Below are 19,259 nucleotides of genomic sequence, written 5' to 3' on the forward strand. Positions count from 1 at the left end.
AGTTGTGCTACTCTTTTTATTTATACTCTAAATTTACTAATCTCTTGCTGTAATTGAGATGCGCTATCTACTAGTGCTGTTGCGATTCCGCTCACTTCTTGCATCGTTGCCGATTGCTCTTCCATTGCAGCAGCGATTGAATCCAAACTTTGTGAAGCGGCATCTGCACCATTTGCAATTTCTCCAACTGAAGCTGTAACTTCTTCAGCACTTGCAGAAAGCTGCTCTGCTGTAGCTGAAATTTCTTCAATTTGTGTCGTCATCGTATCTACTGCACCTACGATTTCAGTAAATGATTCACCCGCATTTGTAATAATTTTAACTCCATCTTTTACAGAGTTAATGGCATCCGATACGGCATGTTCTACATTGGTCGTATCTTTTTGAATTTCCATTGTTAATTCGACAATCGAGTTTGCTGATTGTTTTGAGCTTTCCGCGAGTTTTCGAACCTCGTCTGCTACAACGGCGAATCCTTTACCATGTTCCCCTGCACGAGCTGCCTCGATTGCTGCGTTTAATGACAGCAAGTTGGTTTGTTCCGTAATATCGGTAATCACTTTTGTCATATTTTCAATTTCGATTGTTTGTTTGGATAGCTTTTGTACCAGCTCATTGACGATCCCTGTTGAATCATTAATCGTCGTCATTTGAACTTTTGCACTATCAATAATATCTTTACCTTTTGATGCTGTAGTACTCGCATCAATCGATGAGTTATGCAGTACTTGTGATGCTTCTGCAATGCGTTGTACCCCGTGAGCCGTTTCTTCCATCGCACGTGCACTTTCACTTGCTGATTCAGCTGAACTTTGAGCTGCATAAGACGTTGTTTCAAGTTGACGCGTTACATCTTCTGTCGTCGCTGTAATTTCTTCTGTACTTGCTGATAATTCCTCTGCTGCCCCAGTTAATTGCTGCGAATTATCTTGTACAGATTTAATCAATTGCTGTAAATTTTGTTTCATCTTATTGAAAATCATACCTAATTGACCAATTTCATCTTTTGAACGAACTTGAACATCTTCATGTACTAAATCGCCTTCTGCAATATGTTCTGCTGCAATCATCAATTTGCTTAGAGGATTAACAATTGTACGTTTAACGAAGACAATTAAAATAAAGCCGATAATTACACTAATGATGACACTAATTATCGAAGTTATTTTTGATGTTGAGATCGATGAGGCTGTTTCCTTTTCTATACTTTTTAATTGGGCCTCTTGATACTCAATCATTTTGTTGGCAACACCTAAAATTCCAACATTCGCTTCTTTTATATCATTTTTTAAAATCGTTATACTTTCTTGCGTATTATTGCGTTTTAAAGAATCGAGGAATTTATTCATTCCTGTATTAAATGATTCATTAAAGGCACTAATTTCATCTTCATATTGTGTCATTTCTTTTGAAACACTCATTGAATTTAGAGTATTGATATCTTCATCTAAATCTTTTGCATAATTTATTAAATTGTCTTGATTTTCTTTACTATTTTCAATAATTAACTCACGTGCATATAATCCTTGCATCGATAAATTAAAACGAATATCATCTACTAAACGAATTTGTACTACTCGATTATTTAACGCTTCTTCTTGCTTGTTTTCAATTGTATTTAAATTTATAAATACGATAATCGCTGTCAAAATCATAACAGCAATAATTGAATAAAAAGCGAGATTTAATTTAAAACCAACTTTCATTTTCATAACCCCCTAAAAAATTTTCCTATATATAAAAAATTTTATCACAGTTTACTAAAATTACTATTTGTCGAAGTTACTAATTTGGTGTCGAATTTGTAAATATTTTATTTTTAATGAACATTTCTCTATCGAGGTCATTTCGAAGCCCGTACAAATGGAATTTTAATCGTTTCTAAAAAATATGCCGAGGTTATAATCTCCTCGGCATGTTCCCTTCCATTATTTTGTGATACTATAACTTCATTTTAAATGTCACAACTTTTACAAGCTGATTATTCATATCATCCACTGAATCTTTAAAGTCATTTAAGTACCACTGGATGAGCAGCCCAATAATTGCATTGGCATTATAGGAATGGAAATACTTATTAAGATGCACATCATTTTCACCATAATCAGACTCAGCTATGAGTTTACAAATCTCATTAAAAAGCATGTAATAATATTTCATCGACACATCTTCAGACAGCACAATTTTATAAAAATTTTCATACTTCTTCACATGATCAAATATTCTCACGGAATTTGGATTTAAGTCTATTCCGTTAATATCAAATCCCTTTTTAAACGGTTCGTCATAGGAAACTTGTAGGTCGTGCATAATTTCTTCAAATAACTCTTGTAGCACATCGTCAACATTTTGATAATGAAAGTAAAAGGTGCCTCGATTTATTGACGCTTCTTTACATAGTTCCGTAATTTTTATTTGAGGTACTGGCTTTTTTTTCAACAAGAATAATAGTGCTTTATGTATCGTTTGTTTTGTTTTTACAATGCGAAGATCATTTTTATTCATAAGTGCCTCCTTTATTGAACATTTTTATCAAAAACGTTTAATATCGTACAATTTGAACCTATTTTGCTTATTGAAAGCGCTTTATTGTTTATATTATAATTTTATCGTACAGATGTACAATAATTGTATTTCAGGAGGATGAACATTAATGAAATTACAAGGTAAAGTAGCAATCGTAACTGGTGCAGCTTCTGGCATGGGTAAAGCAATCGCTGAACTTTATGCAAAAGAAGGCGCAAAAGTTGTTGTTTCAGATTACAACTTTGAAGGTGCTCAAGTAGTAGCAGATGCAATTAAAGCAGCTGGTGGCGAAGCAATCGCTAACCGCGCTAACGTAGCAGAATTAACAGATATCGAAAACATGTTTGTAGAAACAAAAACAGCTTTCGGTAAATTAGATATTTTAGTAAACAACGCTGGTATCATGGATGGCATGGAGCCAGTTGGTGAAATCTCAGACGAAAAATGGGATCGCGTATTCTCAGTAAACACACGTGGTGTTATGCAAGCGATGCGTATCGCGACAAACATCTTCCTTGAACAAGGTCACGGTGTAATTGTGAATAACATTTCTGCTGGAGGTTTACGTGGTGCTCGTGCTGGTGCTGCTTACACAGCTTCTAAACATGCAGTAGCTGGGTTAACTAAAAACACTGGTTATATGTATACAAACTCTGGTATTCGTTGCAACGGTATCGCACCAGGTGGAGTAATGACAAACATCCAATCTTCAATGACTGATGTTTCTGAATTTGGCGCTGGTCGCCAAGGAACTGGCTTAGGAACAATGCCTCGCGCTGGTGAACCTATGGAAATTGCACAACTTGCATTATTCTTAGGTTCAGACGATTCAAGCTTCATCAACGGACAAGTTATCGCCGCTGATGCTGGTTGGACTGCATACTAAGCGTCACTTACTTAGACATGACTACGGACAAGATCTTCATTGATCTTGTCCGTTTTTTAAACAGTAAACCCCATTGAAAGGTCCCTTTAATACAGTATCCCCGATTTCACAATTTCAACTTCTACTTTGACTGGAATTTTTAATGTAGAAAAATGTTCGCTCCAATCTTCTTTATACAGACTAGGATGAAATGCACGGACTCTTCTACCAAGTCCAATGGCGTCACTTTTTGCCTTTTGTAACTTTTCTATTACTTCATTCATATCTTTTTCCATTTTTTTAGTGAGAAATTGTTCAAGATCCGTTCGAATTTGCTTTTCTTTCAAATGGTCTTGCGGAAATTCAGTGACGACAACTTCAATTTTCAGTGCGATTTCAATTTCACTTTCTGAAATAGTAAAATTTCTCTTTACTTTATTAATACGGACTGAAAACGGACTTCCTTCATACAAAGTAGTAATACGTGCGACATGACCAAGCGACTTATTTAAAATATTAAGTAGAACTCCTTGATCTGCACTTAAGGTCTCACCTGTAAAAGAGCGACCTGAAAACAATGCTACACCATTACCAATTGGTCGATCTTCCTCATCCATTTTGATATAAGGTAATGATAAATCCTGTGCTTGTTCAAAAAGAAGCGATCCCGCAGTTTGCAACGTGTAGGGAATGACCATCGAATTTTCTTCCAAACTTGTAATAAAGCGATTATAAAACTCACCTGTAGAACTTTGCATTTCCTCTGTAAAATCAAAGAACGGCTTCAAATCTCCTTGTATAATGGCTAGTTTTGGTGTAATGGGGTTGAACGAATCACGAAAATATACATCCAAATACTCATAAATATCATCTTTTGCGGTTTTTTCGGAAATAAGTACTGTAGACAGTTCCGATAAATCCAATATTTGCTCTACTTTTAGATCTGCATTCTGTCGTACATCACGTGGCGACATACCTTGTCCAACAATTACAATCATCTTCATTTCCTCTGTTGTTGCTTGTGGATAGGCATAGTACGCAGTGACATCGCCGATTTCCCCTTCAAAGCCAGTTAATGATACTACAGATGAATTTTTATAAAGCCGCTCATCCCAACAACCTACTAGTAATAGTGGCACTAACATTAAGATGACATATCGGATTCGGATACAGTTCGCCCCCTTATTTTATTTACTAGTATAATAATAATTGGTAGTAAAACGGTAAATATGAGATTGGCATATACAACATAATGCTTTAAAAAATCAAGTACTTCAAAACGAGTAAGAATGGTTGCAGCCACGCCAATGACAATGAAAAAAATGAGTTGCTGTAGTCTAGGTGCTTTTCGCTTTTTTTCAAAATAGATGAGACGCATTACGAGTGCATAATTGACAATAGCTACCAACGACCAAGATAACCAAATATAACTAAAAAACAAATCAAGGCGCTTTACAAAGGTAACTTCTTGCGAATGTAATATATACAAAATTGGTTCAGGAATCAATTTGATTTCTTCGAGTGAAAAAAACATGAGTGTAAATAGAAGTGCCAATAAATAAAAACTTGTCAGGCTGACCCAATACGCTGTCAATACCTTCTTATTTATCTTTTCATCCTTTAATACATATTTGCGCAGCATGACATATGTTTCCGCACCGCCAAATGCATATGTTGAATAAACGAACCCCAGCATCCACGTATTGCTTCGATCATGAAATAACGGTAGTAAATTTGTAACATGTAAGTTAGGGATCGCCAAAAGCATAAAAATGATAAACAGGACAAGCATCGGAAGTAAAACGACCCCAATATTAACAGCCGTTTCAGGTCTACTAACACTCGCGTAAAAGCACACGAATAGAAAAATGGCGATTAGCACGATATCTGGTGTATTTGGAAACACCCAAGTCGTTAACACATACGTAATATAGATAACGAAAACAATAATATAAGCAAACCAATATATTAGATAGAGTGCTTTCGTAAAGCGGTTTAATAGGAAGTATTTGTGCATTCGTTCGAAAAACAATAATAGTAAAAAAAACAAGATGGCAATAATGATAAATTGAATCGAAGCGTCGCGTCTGCCATGCTCAATAATTAAATTTTGAAAAGACGTATACACAAATCCAGTTTGCATAACGAACATTAACATGAATAATTGTACTTTCGTTAATTGGATTTTCACGCTTCGTCATCCTTTGGCGGCGAAAAACTCGTAACTTGTTTATTCGCTTTGTAATAAGGTTCACGGAAAAATATTTTTTTCAGCTCTTTTGGCTGAAATGGAACAATTGGTGAAAAATAAGGCCGTTTTAATGAACTTAAATTCAATAAATGAGTAACAAAAAGGAACGTCCCAATAACAATTCCAAAAAACCCGAACAGTGCAGCCAGTGCCATAAACGGAAAGCGTAACATGCGAATCGATGTATTGAGTTCAACAGATGGGACAACGAAACTTGAAATCGCTGTAAATGCTACGACAATGACCATTAAATTTGATACAAGTCCCGCACTTACAATTGCATCCCCAATAACAAGTCCTCCGACAATACCGATCGTCTGTCCTATCGATTTAGGTAGACGCACACTGGCCTCACGAATCAGTTCAATCGTAATTTCCATAATCAATGCTTCTATAAGTGGTCGATACGGAATTTGATTGATATCCATCTTTACCTTATTGGCCAATTCGAGCGGTAACACTTCAAAATGAAAACTGACAATGGCAATATAAAACGCAGGTAAAAAGATCGCAGCTAAAAAACTTAATATCCGCACAATGCGATAAAATGAGCCGACTAACACACGTGCATTAAAATCATCCGGCGATTGATAAAATGTAAAAAACGTCACTGGTCCTATGAGCGCTGTCGGCGATACATCCGTCATGATGGCAATTTTACCTTCTAGAATATTAGCTACAACGCGGTCTGGTCGCTCCGTATTCAAAAGTTGTGGGAACGGGGACCACACTTGATCTTCTAAACAATCACTAAGCTGACCTACACTATAAAACTTATCTATATTGATTGCTTGTAGACGCTCCTCTACCGTTTTCAGTGCTTCTCTATCTACAAGGTTTTCCATATACAAATAGTAGGCATGTGTTTTTGTCACCTTGCCAAGGGTAGTCTCTTTAACAACCAGTTTATTATTTTTAATGCGTTTTCGGATAAGCGACACGTTCGCATCAAAGTTCTCAACAAGCCCTTCGTGCGAGCCACGTAATACTTGTTCATTTCCAGGTTCTTCTGGTGTACGGTGCACAAAATCTGGACTATTCAACCTTATGAGTTCTTTCGTTTTGGACAATATAATAAGTGTTTCGCCATTACAGATATATTGTATTAACTTTTTATAGTCATAGGATTCAGTAGTAATCGTGACAGAATCATCCATCATCAGTGTTGATAGATTTGCTGACTCGGTTTGGGTGGAATCCTTGTCTTGTACATTGGATTCGGGTTCCTTGGAATCTTTGTCCTGTTGATTGGACTCGGGTTCCTTGGAATCTTTGTTTTGTTGATTGGAATCGGGTTCCTTGGAATCTTTGTCTTGTTGTTTGGATTCGGGTTCCTTGGAATCCTTGTCTTGTTGATTTGATTCGGGTTCCTTGGAATCCTTGTCTTGTTGATTTGATTCGGGTTCCTTGGAATCCTTGTCTTGTTGATTTGATTCGGGTTCCTTGGAATCTTTGTCTTGTTGATTTGATTCGGGTTCCTTGGAATCTTTGTCCTGTTGATTGGACTCGGGTTGCTTGGAATCCTTGTCCTGTTGATTGGATTCGGGTTGCTCACCTTTTTGCTCATTGGTATCTTCTTGTTCTGAATTTGAGTTTGGGGGTGTTGGCATATTTCGTGCGAGTCTTAGTATATGAAGATTGCGCTCCACATCACTTTTTTTCACAAGCGACGAATAAAAACACAAAATTGCCTGCTCATCTGGGCCCCAAGCAATTTCTTTCGCTATGAAATCTGAAGAATGAAGAAATTTTTTATTCAGTTGTTGAATCTCTTTCTGTATTTCTGTAGGTTGTTTCATGGCGGCCCCCCTTTTTGATGAAGTATAGGGTAATTTTGGGTTGATTATTCATTTTGGTATATTTTTGGATAGCTCGTTTGGTCAGGAGGATAGTAGGGTTAAACCATACAAAAAACCCGCTTCAGAAGAAACGGGTTCGTGAGGATTATTGTCATTTCGTCCATATGTTTTTGTCTTGCCTAAAGCTGGTCAACTATTGGGCTTTTATCACCAAAACCGTTACGTCACACCTACAACCTCAAACTTATAATATGTCTTTTTTTGATATAGCTTCCCCTTCGCCAAAAACGAGCTTGGGTAATGTGGATACTTTATGCTGTTTGGCACGTTTTGTTCCTCTATACAAATACCTAAAAAGTTTTGAGCAGGTGCATTTTTAAACTGGTAGCCCTTACCCATTTTATTGCCCGTATAGATAACGACTGCAGGTTCTTGCGTTACAATAGATAGCCTTCTTCCACTTTCTTCATCCGCCAAAACAATCTTCCCCTTATTCAATAAAAACGGATGATCCAGTCCACCACTTGCTAGTTGAATCTGCGGGTCATTTTGTTCAAGTATCTCCTGTAATATTGAACCCGCCGAAAAATCAAAGCATGTCCCAGCCACAGCAATAGGCTCTCCAAGCGGTAAACCCTGCTCATCAATCGGTATATAGCTTTGCGCTTCAAATTGGAGCGTGTGCTGATGAATGGGATGCTTTAAATTACCCGATAAATTAAAATAGCTATGATTGGTACAATTTAAAAACGTATCCTCACTACTGCTCCCTTTATAGGTAACTACTACTTCATTTGTTTCTAGTAGTGTAAAAGAAACCTCCATCTGAATGATACCTGGAAACTCTTCGTTATAAGTTAACGTATACTTCGTAGTTAAACTGTCCGGCCGTTCAATCGTTTCCACCGTCCACAGCGCATTATGGAATCCCTTGCTACCACCATGTAATAGATGCTTCCCCTCATTTGGCTTTAATTGAAGTGTCTTGCCATCAATAACAATTTCGCTATTTTCAAGGCGACCAGCAAAGGGGCCAATTGTTGAACCGAAAAATTGTGGATTTTGCTTGTAATCCTTCACTTGATTAAAGCTACACACCACATTCTCGATTAATCCCTCTCGATTAGGTACTGCAATTTCGGTTATCGTCGCGCCGTACGTACAGCTTGCAAAACGCATTCCACTAGCATTTTGCATCACCGTTTCAATGACTTCAAAGCCGTCAATTTCACCAAAAGAAGCTTGTGTTATTTGTCTTAGCATTTATTATTCATCCTTCAAGCTAGCATATGCCTGTAACAGTAATTTCGTCGTTTTTCGTGAAGCTTTATGCTGTTCTTCAAATGAAGAGCCATCTAATACTTTATCCGAAAAATATTCAACTTCTAGCTTATAAATATCTCCTTGAATATGCTCAACTCTTTCAGTTGTACCTGTTGTCACAATAATTTGTGCATCTCCACTGTAGACATCTGGTCGAAAGGCTGTTTTCACCTTAACCGTCCCCTTGGTTCCAACAATTTCGTACTCATTGCGTCCCGTCATATCAAAACTACAATCGATTATTGCCATTACATCATTTTCAAACATAATAATGCCACAGGCCGTTACATCAACACCTGTTGTCTCATCAAAATTCGCCTTAAATGACATCGATAAAACTTGCTCTTCTAAGAAATACTGTAGGGCATGCAATGAATAGCAGCCTACATCCCATAATGCGCCGCCACCTTTACTTGCATCCATGCGAATATTACCTTCACGTTGTTCAAAATAAAAGGAATGACTCGATTTGTATAGCTTAACTTCACCAATTTCTCCACTCGTTAAGATCTCCTTCACGCGCTGATGCTGTGGATGAAACTGATACATAAACGCTTCCATAAAGCCTTTGTTGTGTTTCGAAAAAGCTGCGATAATGTCCTCAAGATCCTCTTCTAGCAGTACAACTGGCTTTTCACATAAAACATGCTTTCCAGCTTCAGCCGCTTTAATGGACCACTCTTTATGCATATCATTTGGTAGCGGAATATAAATGACCTCCACCTCTGGATCTTGTAGAAGCTCGTCATAACTTTCATAAGCATGTGGAATATTTAATACTTGCGCAACGTCATGCACCTTCGCACCTCGGCTCGCAATCGCTACCACCTCGGCATTGTCAGCGCGTTGAATCGCTGGAATTACTTGCGTTTGTGCAATGTCAGCCGTGCTAAGAATTCCCCATTTCACCTTTTTCATCTACGATTCCTCCTAACGAAATGATTGCAGAGCATCATTTAATGATTTTGTTTGTGCATAAATTTGCGTGTAAACTTTATAAACTTCATCGTAAACTTTTACATTCTCGTCAATCGGCTCAAACTTTCCGTCGATTGCTACACATTTTTCAACCGCCTCTTCAAAGGAAGCAACCAATCCTGAGCCAACAAGGGCAATCATACAAGCCCCGATGCTTGGCCCTTGTTCATTTTGTAATTTATAAATTGTGGTATTAAAAATATCTGCCTGCATTTGGAGCCATATTGGATTTTTTGCACCGCCACCGATTGAAATAATTTCGTTAATTTCTTTACCTGAGGCACGGAAAATTTCTAGCGTATCACGTAAGGAGAACGTAATGCCTTCTAACACAGCTTTGGCGAAATGTGCTGGTGTATGTGCTGTGTCCATACCGATAAAACTTGCACGAATGTTACTATCCGCATATGGCGTACGTTCCCCTACCAAATAAGGCGTATAGAGAAGCCCATTGCTACCCGCTCGAATTGCTTCTGCTCCTTGTAGTAATTCATCAAAAGAACAATCCTTCGCAAAAGTATCCTTAAACCAACTTAAAGAATGCCCTGCTGACAGTGTTACGCCCATCGTATAGTAGGCGTCTGTCACAGCGTGGTTAAAGTAATGCACCTTTCCATCAAAGTCTTTATCCGATACTTCCTCATAAGACAATAAAACGCCTGATGTGCCAATGCTCACCATGGATTTTCCAGACTTTACGATGCCTGACCCAACAGCTCCACAAGCATTATCCGCGCCACCACCGTATACTTTCGTGTTAGGGTGAAGCCCTGTTTCCGCAGCAAATTGTGCTGTAATTGGCCCTACCTCTGTCGTAGCATCGATTAGGGGTGGGCAAATGGCTACATCAATGCCTACTGCTTCAGCAATCTCAGCACTCCATTCATTTTTTTCAATATTTAATAGCAATGTTCCTGCAGCATCTGAACGCTCCATTTGCATTTCGCTCGTCATTACGTAACGTACATAATCTTTTGGCAATAAAAAATGCTTCGCTTTCCTGAAAATTTCAGGTTCATGCTCTTTTACCCATAACAACTTTGGTAGCGTGAAACCCTCTAACGCTGGGTTTTTCGTAATTGATAATAACTTTTCCTTGCCTACTTGTTTAATAATTTGTGCACATTGGGCTGTTGTACGCGTGTCATTCCATAAAATTGCTGGTCGTAATACGCTACCATTTTCATCTAATAACACCAGTCCATGCATCTGACCTGAATAGCTAATACCAATGATTTGCGCTACTTCGTCTGAAAATCGACTCGTAATTTCCTGAATCGTTTGCGTCACACCAACTACCCAATCGTTTGGCTGTTGCTCAGAATAGCCAGGCTTTTCATGGTACAGTTTATAAGAAAATGAAGCCTCATCCACAATGTGACCTAGTTCATTCATTAAGCAGGTTTTTACCGCGCTCGTCCCTAAATCAATTCCCAAAACATAGTTCATCTAAAAATGCCTCCTATGATTAAAAATAGCTGCCCTACAAGGAGAACCCTTATAAGACAGCCTTTATAAAAAGGTCCCTTAAAGCTCGATTACTTTAAAGTGTTTAATAAATATTGGTTGATAATCATTCGTAATTTTTCCGTGCGACCCGATGTATTTTGAATGTCTGTTAGCCCTAATGCATACGCTTCAAGCTCTTTGAAATCCGTCGTACCTTCAACAATTTTTTGACCAATGCCAGAATTGTAACTATCATATCGATTATCTACAAAGTCTTCTAACACACGGTCTTGTAATAATTGATAGGCAACCTTTAAGCCAATTGCAAATGAATCCATTCCAGCAATATGGGCATAGAATAGGTCATCTTGTTCAAATGAGCCACGGCGCACCTTCGCATCAAAGTTTAAGCCACCTTTTCCTAAGCCACCATTTTTGAGAATTTCGTACATAGCTAATGTATTCGTATATAAATCTGTTGGGAACTCATCTGTATCCCATCCGAGTAACGTGTCACCTTGGTTAGCGTCAACTGAACCTAACATACCGTTAATACGTGCCGTGTGCAGCTCATGTTCGAAAGTATGCCCAGCCAATGTTGCGTGATTTGCTTCGATGTTAAATTTAAATTTATCTTCTAGACCATAAGTACGTAAGAAGCCAATACCTGTCGCTACGTCAAAATCATATTGATGCTTCGTAGGTTCTTTTGGTTTTGGCTCGATTAAAAATTGACCTTCATAGCCAATTTCCTTTGCATAATCAACAGCCATGTGGAAGAAGCGAGCTAAGTTATCCTGCTCTAGCTTCATATTCGTATTCAATAAAGTCTCATAGCCTTCGCGACCGCCCCAGAAAACATAGTTCTCAGCATTTAAACGCTTCGCCACCTCTAAGCCCTTTTTCACCTTAGCAGCGGAATATGCAAACACATCTGCATTTGGTGAAGTTGCTGCACCGTGTACAAAACGTGGATTTGAGAACATATTTGCTGTGTTCCATAATAGCTTTGTTTTAGATGTTTTTAAATGACTTTCAATTTCATCTACTATGATGTCTAAGTTTTTATTTGTCTCCGTTAAAGTTGAACCTTCTGGCGCTACGTCTACGTCGTGGAAGCAGAAGAAAGGAGCATTTAACTTTTCATAAAACTCAAAAGAAGCCTCCACTCGTGCTTTAGCTAAATCCATAGCTGAATAGTTGTTCCAAGAACGTTGCATATTTCCGGCACCGAATGGATCGCCACCATCATATGTAAATGTATGCCAATACGCAACACCAAAACGTAAAATCTCCTCCATCGTTTTGTCGCCGACTTTTTCCTGTGGATTATAATATTTAAATGCTAAGCCATTATTAGATTGAGAACCTTCATATTGAATTGTTGAAATATCTTTAAAGTACGCCATTTTCAAAAAACCCCCTATTATTTGTTTTTACTAACTACGTCCACCCAAACTGCTAGAATTAAAATTAAGCCTTTCACGATATATTGCCAATATGCACCGATATTCATCATCGACATCCCGTTGTCAATCGACGCCATAATAAGTGCACCGATTAACGCACCGAAAATTTTACCTTTACCACCCATTAAGCTTGTCCCACCGATAACACATGCAGCGATAGCATCTAATTCATAGCTATTACCTGCTGATACCGTAGCTGCATTTAGACGTGCCGATAAAAGAACACCTGCAACACCTGCTAACGCACCCATTATGACAAATACACCTAAAGTATTACGTTTAATGTTAATACCGGATAGTGCAGCCGCTTCAGGATTTCCACCCATTGCATAAATGCGACGACCAAAGGCTGTTTTATTTGTCACGAATACGAAGAATAATGCAATCGTTACGACAATTAAAAACGGAGTTGGTACGCCTAGATAACGGTTTAGCATATACGTAATAACTAAGATTACTGCTGAATAAAGTGCAACCTTCCCGTAATCAATTGGTGCAGGTAATAATAGTAAACCCATTTCATTACGTTTTTTTCGGTCGTGAATTGTTGTGTAAACTAGTAATACAATGGCAACAGCAACGATTATGTAACCTACTATAAATGGTAAATAACTATTGCCAATTTGCTTAAATGAAACATCTAGTCCTGCCACTGTTTTTCCGTTCGAAAGACCGATTAAAATCCCTCTGAAAATGAGCATCCCACCTAGTGTTACAATGAACGCTGGTACCGCACGATAAGCAACCCACCAGCCTTGCCATAAACCTAAAATGGCACCTACTACTACCGCTATTACTACGACTACTGGTGTACTCCAGCCTTGCCACACTTGTAGCATAGCGGCAACACCACCTGTTAAACCGACCATTGATCCAACTGATAAATCGATATGCCCTGCTACGATTACTAATGTCATCCCAATAGCCAAAATTGCAATGACTGACATTTGCGTAAATAAGTTTGATATATTACGAGACGATAAAAACTCACCGCCTGTTAAAGCTGTAAAAATGATCGCAATACTGATTAAGGCTAAAATTAACGTGTAGGCTTGTAAATCAAACTTAAACGGTAATTTGCGATCTTTCTTTTCTAGCTGTGGTTGTTTGATTATTGCTTGTTCATTAGACAACCCTTTCTCCTCCAGTCGCACACATCATAATTTTCTCTTGTGTTGCTTCATTTCTATCAAATTCTCCTGTGATTTGCCCATCACTCATTACTAAAATTCGATCTGACATGCCTAAAACTTCTGGTAGTTCAGATGAGATTAAGACAATCCCGACGCCTTGCTGTACTAATTCATTCATAATTTTATAAATTTCATATTTTGCCCCAACATCAATACCGCGCGTTGGCTCGTCTAAAATCAACACTTTTGGATTGTTCATAATCCATTTACTAAGTACTACTTTTTGCTGATTTCCGCCGCTTAGCTTACCTACCTCTACATCAAGATTGGGTGCCTTAAGCTTCATTTTGTTCGTAATATCCTGAGCATGCTTCACCTCAAGTGCTTGGTTAATCATTTTCATTTTCATTACTTTATTTAAAGCGATTAAAGTTGTATTTTTTGTAATATCCATGCCTAATACTAACCCATAACGTTTTCGGTCTTCCGAAACATAAGCCAATCCTTCACGAATGGCATCCGCAGGCACTTTAATATTCGTCCCCTTGCCGTTGATAGTGACCGTCCCCTGTTTTTTTCCTGGTAATCCGCCAAATAGACTAATAAACAATTCTGAACGCCCTGCACCCATTAAGCCTGATATCCCTAAAATTTCACCTTTTTTTACATGAAAGTTAATATCCGAAACTACTCGTTTACCTGATTTATCATATGAAGTGTAATTTTCCACACACAATACATTTTCTTCGCTAATTTCATGAGATTCATATGGGAATAGCTCCGTTAATTCACGTCCTACCATTTTTGTAATGATTTTATCTTCAGACATCTCGGCAATTAGGTCTGTTGAGATTGTTTTTCCGTCGCGTAAAATCGTTACAGAATCTGCAATTTCCATAACTTCACCTAGCTTGTGAGAAATGTAGACGCATGTTACACCTTGTTGTCGAAGTTCATTTAATAAATTAACCAACACGGCTACATCAGTTTCAGTTAAAGCTGCTGTCGGCTCATCCAAGATTAAAATATCCGTTTTTTTCATTAGTGCTTTCGCAATTTCTACAAGTTGCTGCTTTCCAACAGTCAGCTCTTTTACATTTTTTTGAGGATCGACATCTAACCCAACTTTTTTTAGTGCAAGTAAAGCTTGTCTATAAATTTCATTCCAATTAATAATGGGTTGACGCATTAAGTCATGTCCTAAAAATAAGTTTTCCGCAATTGATAGCTCACCGATTAATGCTAGTTCTTGATAAATAATTGCTATTCCAGCATCCTGTGATTCCTTGATATTTTTAAAGCGTATTTCTTGATTGTTAATGAAAATACTGCCCGAGTATGTGCCAGCTGGATATACCCCGCTTAACACCTTCATTAAAGTAGATTTACCTGCCCCATTTTCACCACAAAGTGCATGGATTTCACCTTTTCGAACAGAGAACGTTACATTATCAAGTGCTTTTACGCCAGGGAATTCCTTCGTGATGCTTTTCATTTCAAGTGCAAATGTTTCCATAGCTTCCCCTCACTGACATCTTGTATTTCTATTATTCTAAATTAATAGATTATTATTTTTAAAAGAAAAGGGAGATTTGTTATCTCCCTTTTCCTATTATTTTTTTGGACGCTCGCTCTCAGGAACGTTTTTGTATACGTCATCATATGAATGGAACTCATCAGCAATTACAGTGCCCATAATTTCATCTTTACCAACTGAAGTTGGATCTAATTTGATGTAAGGCACATCCATTACACCATTATTTACAGTAGTATCACTATTAGGTGCTTCACCTTTAGCAAGTTGAATAGCTACTTCAGCACTCTTCTCAGCGATTGCTTTAATTGGCTTGTAAACCGTCATTGTTTGTGAACCTTCCGCAATACGTTGAACACCTGCTAAGTCAGCATCTTGACCAGAAATTAATACTTTACCCGCTAATCCTTGTGCATCTAATGCTTGGATTGCACCACCCGCTGTACTATCATTTGAAGCCACAACTACATCAATTTTATTTTTTGTAGCTGTTAAAGCATTCTCCATAATTTTAAGCGCTTCGTTCGCATCCCAATCTTTTGCCCATTGATCGCCGACAATTGTAACGTCGCCTGCATCAACTAATGGCTGAATAATATTCATTTGTCCTTCACGGAACATTTTTGCGTTATTATCTGTTGGTGAACCACCCATTAAGAAGAAGTTTCCTGATGCCTTTAAGTTTACTAAATACTCAGCTTGCATTTCGCCCACACGAACGTTGTCAAAGGATACATAAGCATCTACTTCAGCATTATTAATTAGACGGTCATAAGCTAAAACTGGTACACCCTCTTCTTTTGCTTGCTCAACAACTGTTGATAATGAATCCGAATTAATAGCGATAACTACCAAGACATCGATATTTTGCGAAAGCATATTTTGAATTTGCGATAATTGTTGTGCTTCATCACCATCTGCTGATTGTACAATTACCTCTGCCCCTAATTCTTCAGCTTTTGCAATAAAGAAATCTCGGTCATGCTGCCAACGTTCTAACGTTAAATCAGAAACTGATAAACCAATTTTCAAGCTATCTTTATCAGCACCACCCGATGAATTATCAGAAGAACCCGAATCCTCACCACAAGCAGCTAAAACAATTACCGATAACAGCATGATTAAAAACAAATGTAACCCCTTACATTTCCCCATCAAATATTGCCCCCTATTTCCTTATAATGTAATTCAAAGTTATAATAACATAGACAAAAATCTTTGTCTATCCGATAAACAAAGTTTATTTTAGCTATACAATTCACGCGGTATACACCTATAATGTTGCTGAAGAATACGAGGAGGCAATGTAATGTCTTGGAACCAACAAGTAGGAAAAAAGTTAAATAAAGAAATGATTTTGCAGGAGGTATTAATAAGTTCAGGTACAGGAACTTCAGGTATTTCACGTAATGAAATTATCGAAAAAACTTCCCTGAAAAAAGCGACCGTTGCTAATTTAGTAAAAGAACTTATTGAAGAGCAGTTCATCGTAGAAGCTGGTATGGATGTCTCCACTGGCGGCAGAAGATCTAAATTACTGAAACTCAACGGAAAAGCAGGCTATGCGCTCGGTATCGATATTGGGGTAAATTACTTACGAGGAATTATTACAGACTTAAATGGCGTCATCGTTTTCGATAATAACGAGGAAATTTTAGACACAACATTCACTAGTTACTTTCGAAAAATTGTTACACTAATTCAGCTTTTAGAGCTTAATGTTCCAGCAAGTCCGTATAAAATAATCGGTTTAGGCATTGCTGTACCTGGAATTATTGATACGGAAGGTCTCATTATTAAAGCGCCCAACTTAGGCTGGCAGCAAATTGATTTAATAACAATGCTTAAAGATCACGTGAATTACCCTATATATATTAGTAATGAAGCAAATGCTGGTGGCTTTGCAGAATTTTCATTTATTCACAATCACCAACATCAAAATTTACTTTTTGTCAGTATCGGATTCGGAATCGGGGTCGGCATTTTTGTAAATGGTGAGCTATATCACGGTGAGTTAGGCTTTTCTGGAGAAAGTGGCCATATGATAATTCAAGTAAACGGGAAAAAATGCAGATGTGGTCGAAATGGCTGTTGGGAAGCTTATGCATCAGAATATGCACTTCTTCAAGAAGCAGAAGCAGCCTTAACTATTCCTGACTTAACACTTGAAAAACTTATTGCCCTCTCGGCAAAGGAAAAAGATATTCAAAACATATTCACCGACATTGGACACTATATAGGTATAGGATTAGTGAACTTAATTTACACTTTCAACCCGTCAAAAATTATTATCGGAAATCGCATTACTTTACTCCAAGATCAAATTAAGCAAAGTATGATAGATATCACGACTGAGCAGTCCAGTGCTCCTTTCGTTAATAAAACGGAGATTGAGTTCTCGACACTTCAAGATAAAGCAATTGTCCTCGGTGCAGCATCTATTGTGATAAATCATTTTTTACAGCCTTCAATAATGGGCGCAAAGAATGGTATAAATCCCTAATTCTTAGTGAATGAATACAATGTGCAGCACATTTTAGGCAACAAAAAACCCGCTTCAAAAGAAACGGGTTCGTGATAATTATTGTTTAATAAATTGTTGTGTCCAGATGTTACCGTCTTTTACATAACCCACACCGATATGCGTGAAGTTTGCATTTAAAATATTCGCACGGTGACCTTCAGAATTCATCCAAGCTGTTACAACTTCTTCAGCTGTACGTTGACCTTTGGCAATATTTTCACCAGCCGCTGTATAGCTAATACCTCGCGCTTTCATTTGATCAAATGGGCTACCATAAGTTGGGCTTGTATGAGAGAAGTAATTTTTATCTTTCATGTCTTGAGATTTTTCACGAGCAGAAGCCATTAATGGTGCGTAAGTTTTTAATGGTTGTAAACCTGCTTTCACACGCTCGGCATTTGTTAATTCAACAACTGCTGCTTCAATGGCATCGATATCAGATGACGTAGAAGTCACTGGTGTTGTTGATGGTTTTGTATTTTGTGAAGTATTTGGCTGAGTTTTTGTCTCAGTAGCTTTTGGTTGCTCTGTTTTTACCTCAGTTGTTGGTGCTTTTGGTTGCTCTGTTTTTACTTCATTTGTTGGTGCTTTTGGTTGCTCTGTTTTTACTTCAGTTGTTGGTGCTTTTGGTTGCTCAGGTGTCACCTGTTTTACTGGTGTCTTTGGTTGCTCTTTTGTTACTACTGGAGCCTTTTCAACCTTTGTTGTTGGTTGTTTTGGTGCTGTCTGTGATACAGGCGCTTTTTCCTCAGTTTGAGTTGTAACTGGTTTTTTAACTTCCGTTACTTTCACCGAAACATTTCCTTTTACTGGAATAGCGTGTTTGAATTCTATAAAATTAGAAATTGAATCCCAAATATTAATATTTTGATTTAAAACAATCGAATTAAATTTATAAGTTTGTACAGACTTATACGATTTTTCGTAGCGGACGTCCGATTCTCCTCCAGTAGTTGCCGCCGCATTAGCTGCTGGGGCTTGCGTAGCTAAAAGTGCAAATGCACAAAATGTGATAAAACTTTTTTTCATTTTGTACGCCTCCTTTCGTACTACTATCGTAAAATAGGATTTTCTCAAAAAATAGCCTATATATTGGTACCGAATCCAACACCCCTCCGATAAGCTGTTAAATTAGTACTTTTCGTTTTTTAAATCGCCTAATACTTACCATCAAAACCGTAACTTGCATTTGAAAAGGTGTTGACGACTTTACTAATCAAGTAGAAAGATAAGAAAAACGGTTATATTTGAACGCTCTTAACCTTGTAAAAAGAGATATGCATTGAATTGGCGGCCTCGTATGCTGTCATGCCGTAGCCCGACAAAACAAAAACAAATAAAAATTAGCCCCAATTTGATGATGAACCAAAAAATGACTTAGCTAACTATTTTCATAGCGCTAAGTCAT

At 37.7% G+C, this 19,259-nt stretch carries 15 protein-coding genes; 2 read left to right on the plus strand and 13 right to left on the minus strand.

The genetic code is table 11. The features are described from left to right. Nucleotides 1-20: 20 nt before the first annotated feature. The gene (locus DCE79_RS14545) at nucleotides 21-1,706 is read right to left on the minus strand and encodes a methyl-accepting chemotaxis protein (RefSeq protein ID WP_108713720.1); all 1,686 of its coding nucleotides are present in this window, start codon (nucleotides 1,704-1,706) and stop codon (nucleotides 21-23) included. Nucleotides 1,707-1,941: 235 nt separating this feature from the next. Further along, nucleotides 1,942-2,505 carry a TetR/AcrR family transcriptional regulator gene (locus DCE79_RS14550; protein ID WP_108713721.1) on the minus strand — a complete coding sequence of 188 codons (564 nt, stop codon included), beginning with the start codon at nucleotides 2,503-2,505 and terminating at the stop codon, nucleotides 1,942-1,944. Between the two features lie 148 nt (nucleotides 2,506-2,653). Between DCE79_RS14550 and DCE79_RS14555 the strand changes: the two genes are divergently transcribed. Beyond that, nucleotides 2,654-3,412, plus strand: a complete 759-nt coding sequence (locus DCE79_RS14555; RefSeq protein ID WP_108713722.1) for an SDR family oxidoreductase — start codon at nucleotides 2,654-2,656, stop codon at nucleotides 3,410-3,412. Between the two features lie 86 nt (nucleotides 3,413-3,498). Here the strand turns inward: DCE79_RS14555 and DCE79_RS14560 are convergent, their stop codons facing one another. The 10 genes from DCE79_RS14560 to xylF form a co-directional block, all read right to left on the minus strand. Next, on the minus strand, nucleotides 3,499-4,536 hold the full coding sequence (locus DCE79_RS14560; RefSeq protein ID WP_108713723.1) for a Ger(x)C family spore germination protein: 1,038 nt from the start codon (nucleotides 4,534-4,536) through the stop codon (nucleotides 3,499-3,501). After that, complete coding sequence (locus DCE79_RS14565; protein WP_108713724.1) at nucleotides 4,536-5,582, minus strand: GerAB/ArcD/ProY family transporter; 1,047 nt, start codon at nucleotides 5,580-5,582, stop codon at nucleotides 4,536-4,538. The genes DCE79_RS14560 and DCE79_RS14565 overlap by 1 nt, the downstream gene beginning before the upstream one ends. Then, nucleotides 5,579-7,441, minus strand: coding sequence for a spore germination protein (locus DCE79_RS14570; RefSeq protein WP_234417272.1), 1,863 nt, complete (start codon nucleotides 7,439-7,441; stop codon nucleotides 5,579-5,581). The genes DCE79_RS14565 and DCE79_RS14570 overlap by 4 nt, the downstream gene beginning before the upstream one ends. 219 nt (nucleotides 7,442-7,660) lie before the next feature. Beyond that, nucleotides 7,661-8,704, minus strand: a complete 1,044-nt coding sequence (locus tag DCE79_RS14575; protein WP_108713725.1) for an aldose epimerase family protein — start codon at nucleotides 8,702-8,704, stop codon at nucleotides 7,661-7,663. Nucleotides 8,705-8,707: 3 nt separating this feature from the next. Continuing rightward, nucleotides 8,708-9,682 carry a Gfo/Idh/MocA family protein gene (locus tag DCE79_RS14580; RefSeq protein WP_108713726.1) on the minus strand — a complete coding sequence of 325 codons (975 nt, stop codon included), beginning with the start codon at nucleotides 9,680-9,682 and terminating at the stop codon, nucleotides 8,708-8,710. A gap of 12 nt (nucleotides 9,683-9,694) precedes the next feature. After that, entirely contained in the window at nucleotides 9,695-11,191 is a 1,497-nt protein-coding gene (gene xylB / locus DCE79_RS14585; protein WP_108713727.1) for a xylulokinase, read from the minus strand. An 89-nt stretch (nucleotides 11,192-11,280) separates the two neighbouring features. Next, complete coding sequence (gene xylA, locus DCE79_RS14590; RefSeq protein ID WP_108713728.1) at nucleotides 11,281-12,600, minus strand: xylose isomerase; 1,320 nt, start codon at nucleotides 12,598-12,600, stop codon at nucleotides 11,281-11,283. A 17-nt stretch (nucleotides 12,601-12,617) separates the two neighbouring features. Next, the gene (locus DCE79_RS14595) at nucleotides 12,618-13,793 is read right to left on the minus strand and encodes a sugar ABC transporter permease (protein WP_168214693.1); all 1,176 of its coding nucleotides are present in this window, start codon (nucleotides 13,791-13,793) and stop codon (nucleotides 12,618-12,620) included. Continuing rightward, complete coding sequence (locus DCE79_RS14600; RefSeq protein WP_108713729.1) at nucleotides 13,786-15,309, minus strand: xylose ABC transporter ATP-binding protein; 1,524 nt, start codon at nucleotides 15,307-15,309, stop codon at nucleotides 13,786-13,788. Before DCE79_RS14600 ends, DCE79_RS14595 begins: the two co-directional genes overlap by 8 nt. A gap of 96 nt (nucleotides 15,310-15,405) precedes the next feature. Then, a complete protein-coding gene (xylF, locus tag DCE79_RS14605; protein ID WP_108713730.1) occupies nucleotides 15,406-16,482 on the minus strand; it encodes a D-xylose ABC transporter substrate-binding protein in 1,077 nt (358 codons plus the stop codon). 154 nt (nucleotides 16,483-16,636) lie between these two features. Here xylF and DCE79_RS14610 point away from each other — a divergent pair, with 154 nt between their 5' ends. Then, nucleotides 16,637-17,830 (plus strand): ROK family protein, encoded by a 1,194-nt coding sequence (locus DCE79_RS14610; protein ID WP_108713731.1) that lies wholly within the window; start codon nucleotides 16,637-16,639, stop codon nucleotides 17,828-17,830. A gap of 78 nt (nucleotides 17,831-17,908) precedes the next feature. Here the strand turns inward: DCE79_RS14610 and DCE79_RS19000 are convergent, their stop codons facing one another. Further along, nucleotides 17,909-18,496 carry a CAP domain-containing protein gene (locus tag DCE79_RS19000; protein ID WP_369916819.1) on the minus strand — a complete coding sequence of 196 codons (588 nt, stop codon included), beginning with the start codon at nucleotides 18,494-18,496 and terminating at the stop codon, nucleotides 17,909-17,911. Between the last annotated feature and the right edge of the window lie 763 nt (nucleotides 18,497-19,259).

The sequence above is a fragment of the Lysinibacillus sp. 2017 genome (genome assembly GCF_003073375.1).
In the GTDB taxonomy this organism is placed as follows: Bacteria; Bacillota; Bacilli; order Bacillales_A; family Planococcaceae; genus Solibacillus.

Coding starts and splice junctions, on each gene's coding strand:
- DCE79_RS14555 (WP_108713722.1), top strand. CDS start 2,654: ATGAAATTACAAGGTAAAGTAGCAATCGTAACTGGTGCAGCTTCTGGC.
- DCE79_RS14575 (WP_108713725.1), bottom strand. CDS start 8,704: ATGCTAAGACAAATAACACAAGCTTCTTTTGGTGAAATTGACGGCTTT.
- xylA (WP_108713728.1), bottom strand. CDS start 12,600: ATGGCGTACTTTAAAGATATTTCAACAATTCAATATGAAGGTTCTCAA.
- DCE79_RS14550 (WP_108713721.1), bottom strand. CDS start 2,505: ATGAATAAAAATGATCTTCGCATTGTAAAAACAAAACAAACGATACAT.
- xylB (WP_108713727.1), bottom strand. CDS start 11,191: ATGAACTATGTTTTGGGAATTGATTTAGGGACGAGCGCGGTAAAAACC.
- xylF (WP_108713730.1), bottom strand. CDS start 16,482: ATGGGGAAATGTAAGGGGTTACATTTGTTTTTAATCATGCTGTTATCG.
- DCE79_RS14560 (WP_108713723.1), bottom strand. CDS start 4,536: ATGTTAGTGCCACTATTACTAGTAGGTTGTTGGGATGAGCGGCTTTAT.
- DCE79_RS14600 (WP_108713729.1), bottom strand. CDS start 15,309: ATGGAAACATTTGCACTTGAAATGAAAAGCATCACGAAGGAATTCCCT.
- DCE79_RS14580 (WP_108713726.1), bottom strand. CDS start 9,682: ATGAAAAAGGTGAAATGGGGAATTCTTAGCACGGCTGACATTGCACAA.
- DCE79_RS14610 (WP_108713731.1), top strand. CDS start 16,637: ATGTCTTGGAACCAACAAGTAGGAAAAAAGTTAAATAAAGAAATGATT.
- DCE79_RS14570 (WP_234417272.1), bottom strand. CDS start 7,441: ATGAAACAACCTACAGAAATACAGAAAGAGATTCAACAACTGAATAAA.
- DCE79_RS14545 (WP_108713720.1), bottom strand. CDS start 1,706: ATGAAAGTTGGTTTTAAATTAAATCTCGCTTTTTATTCAATTATTGCT.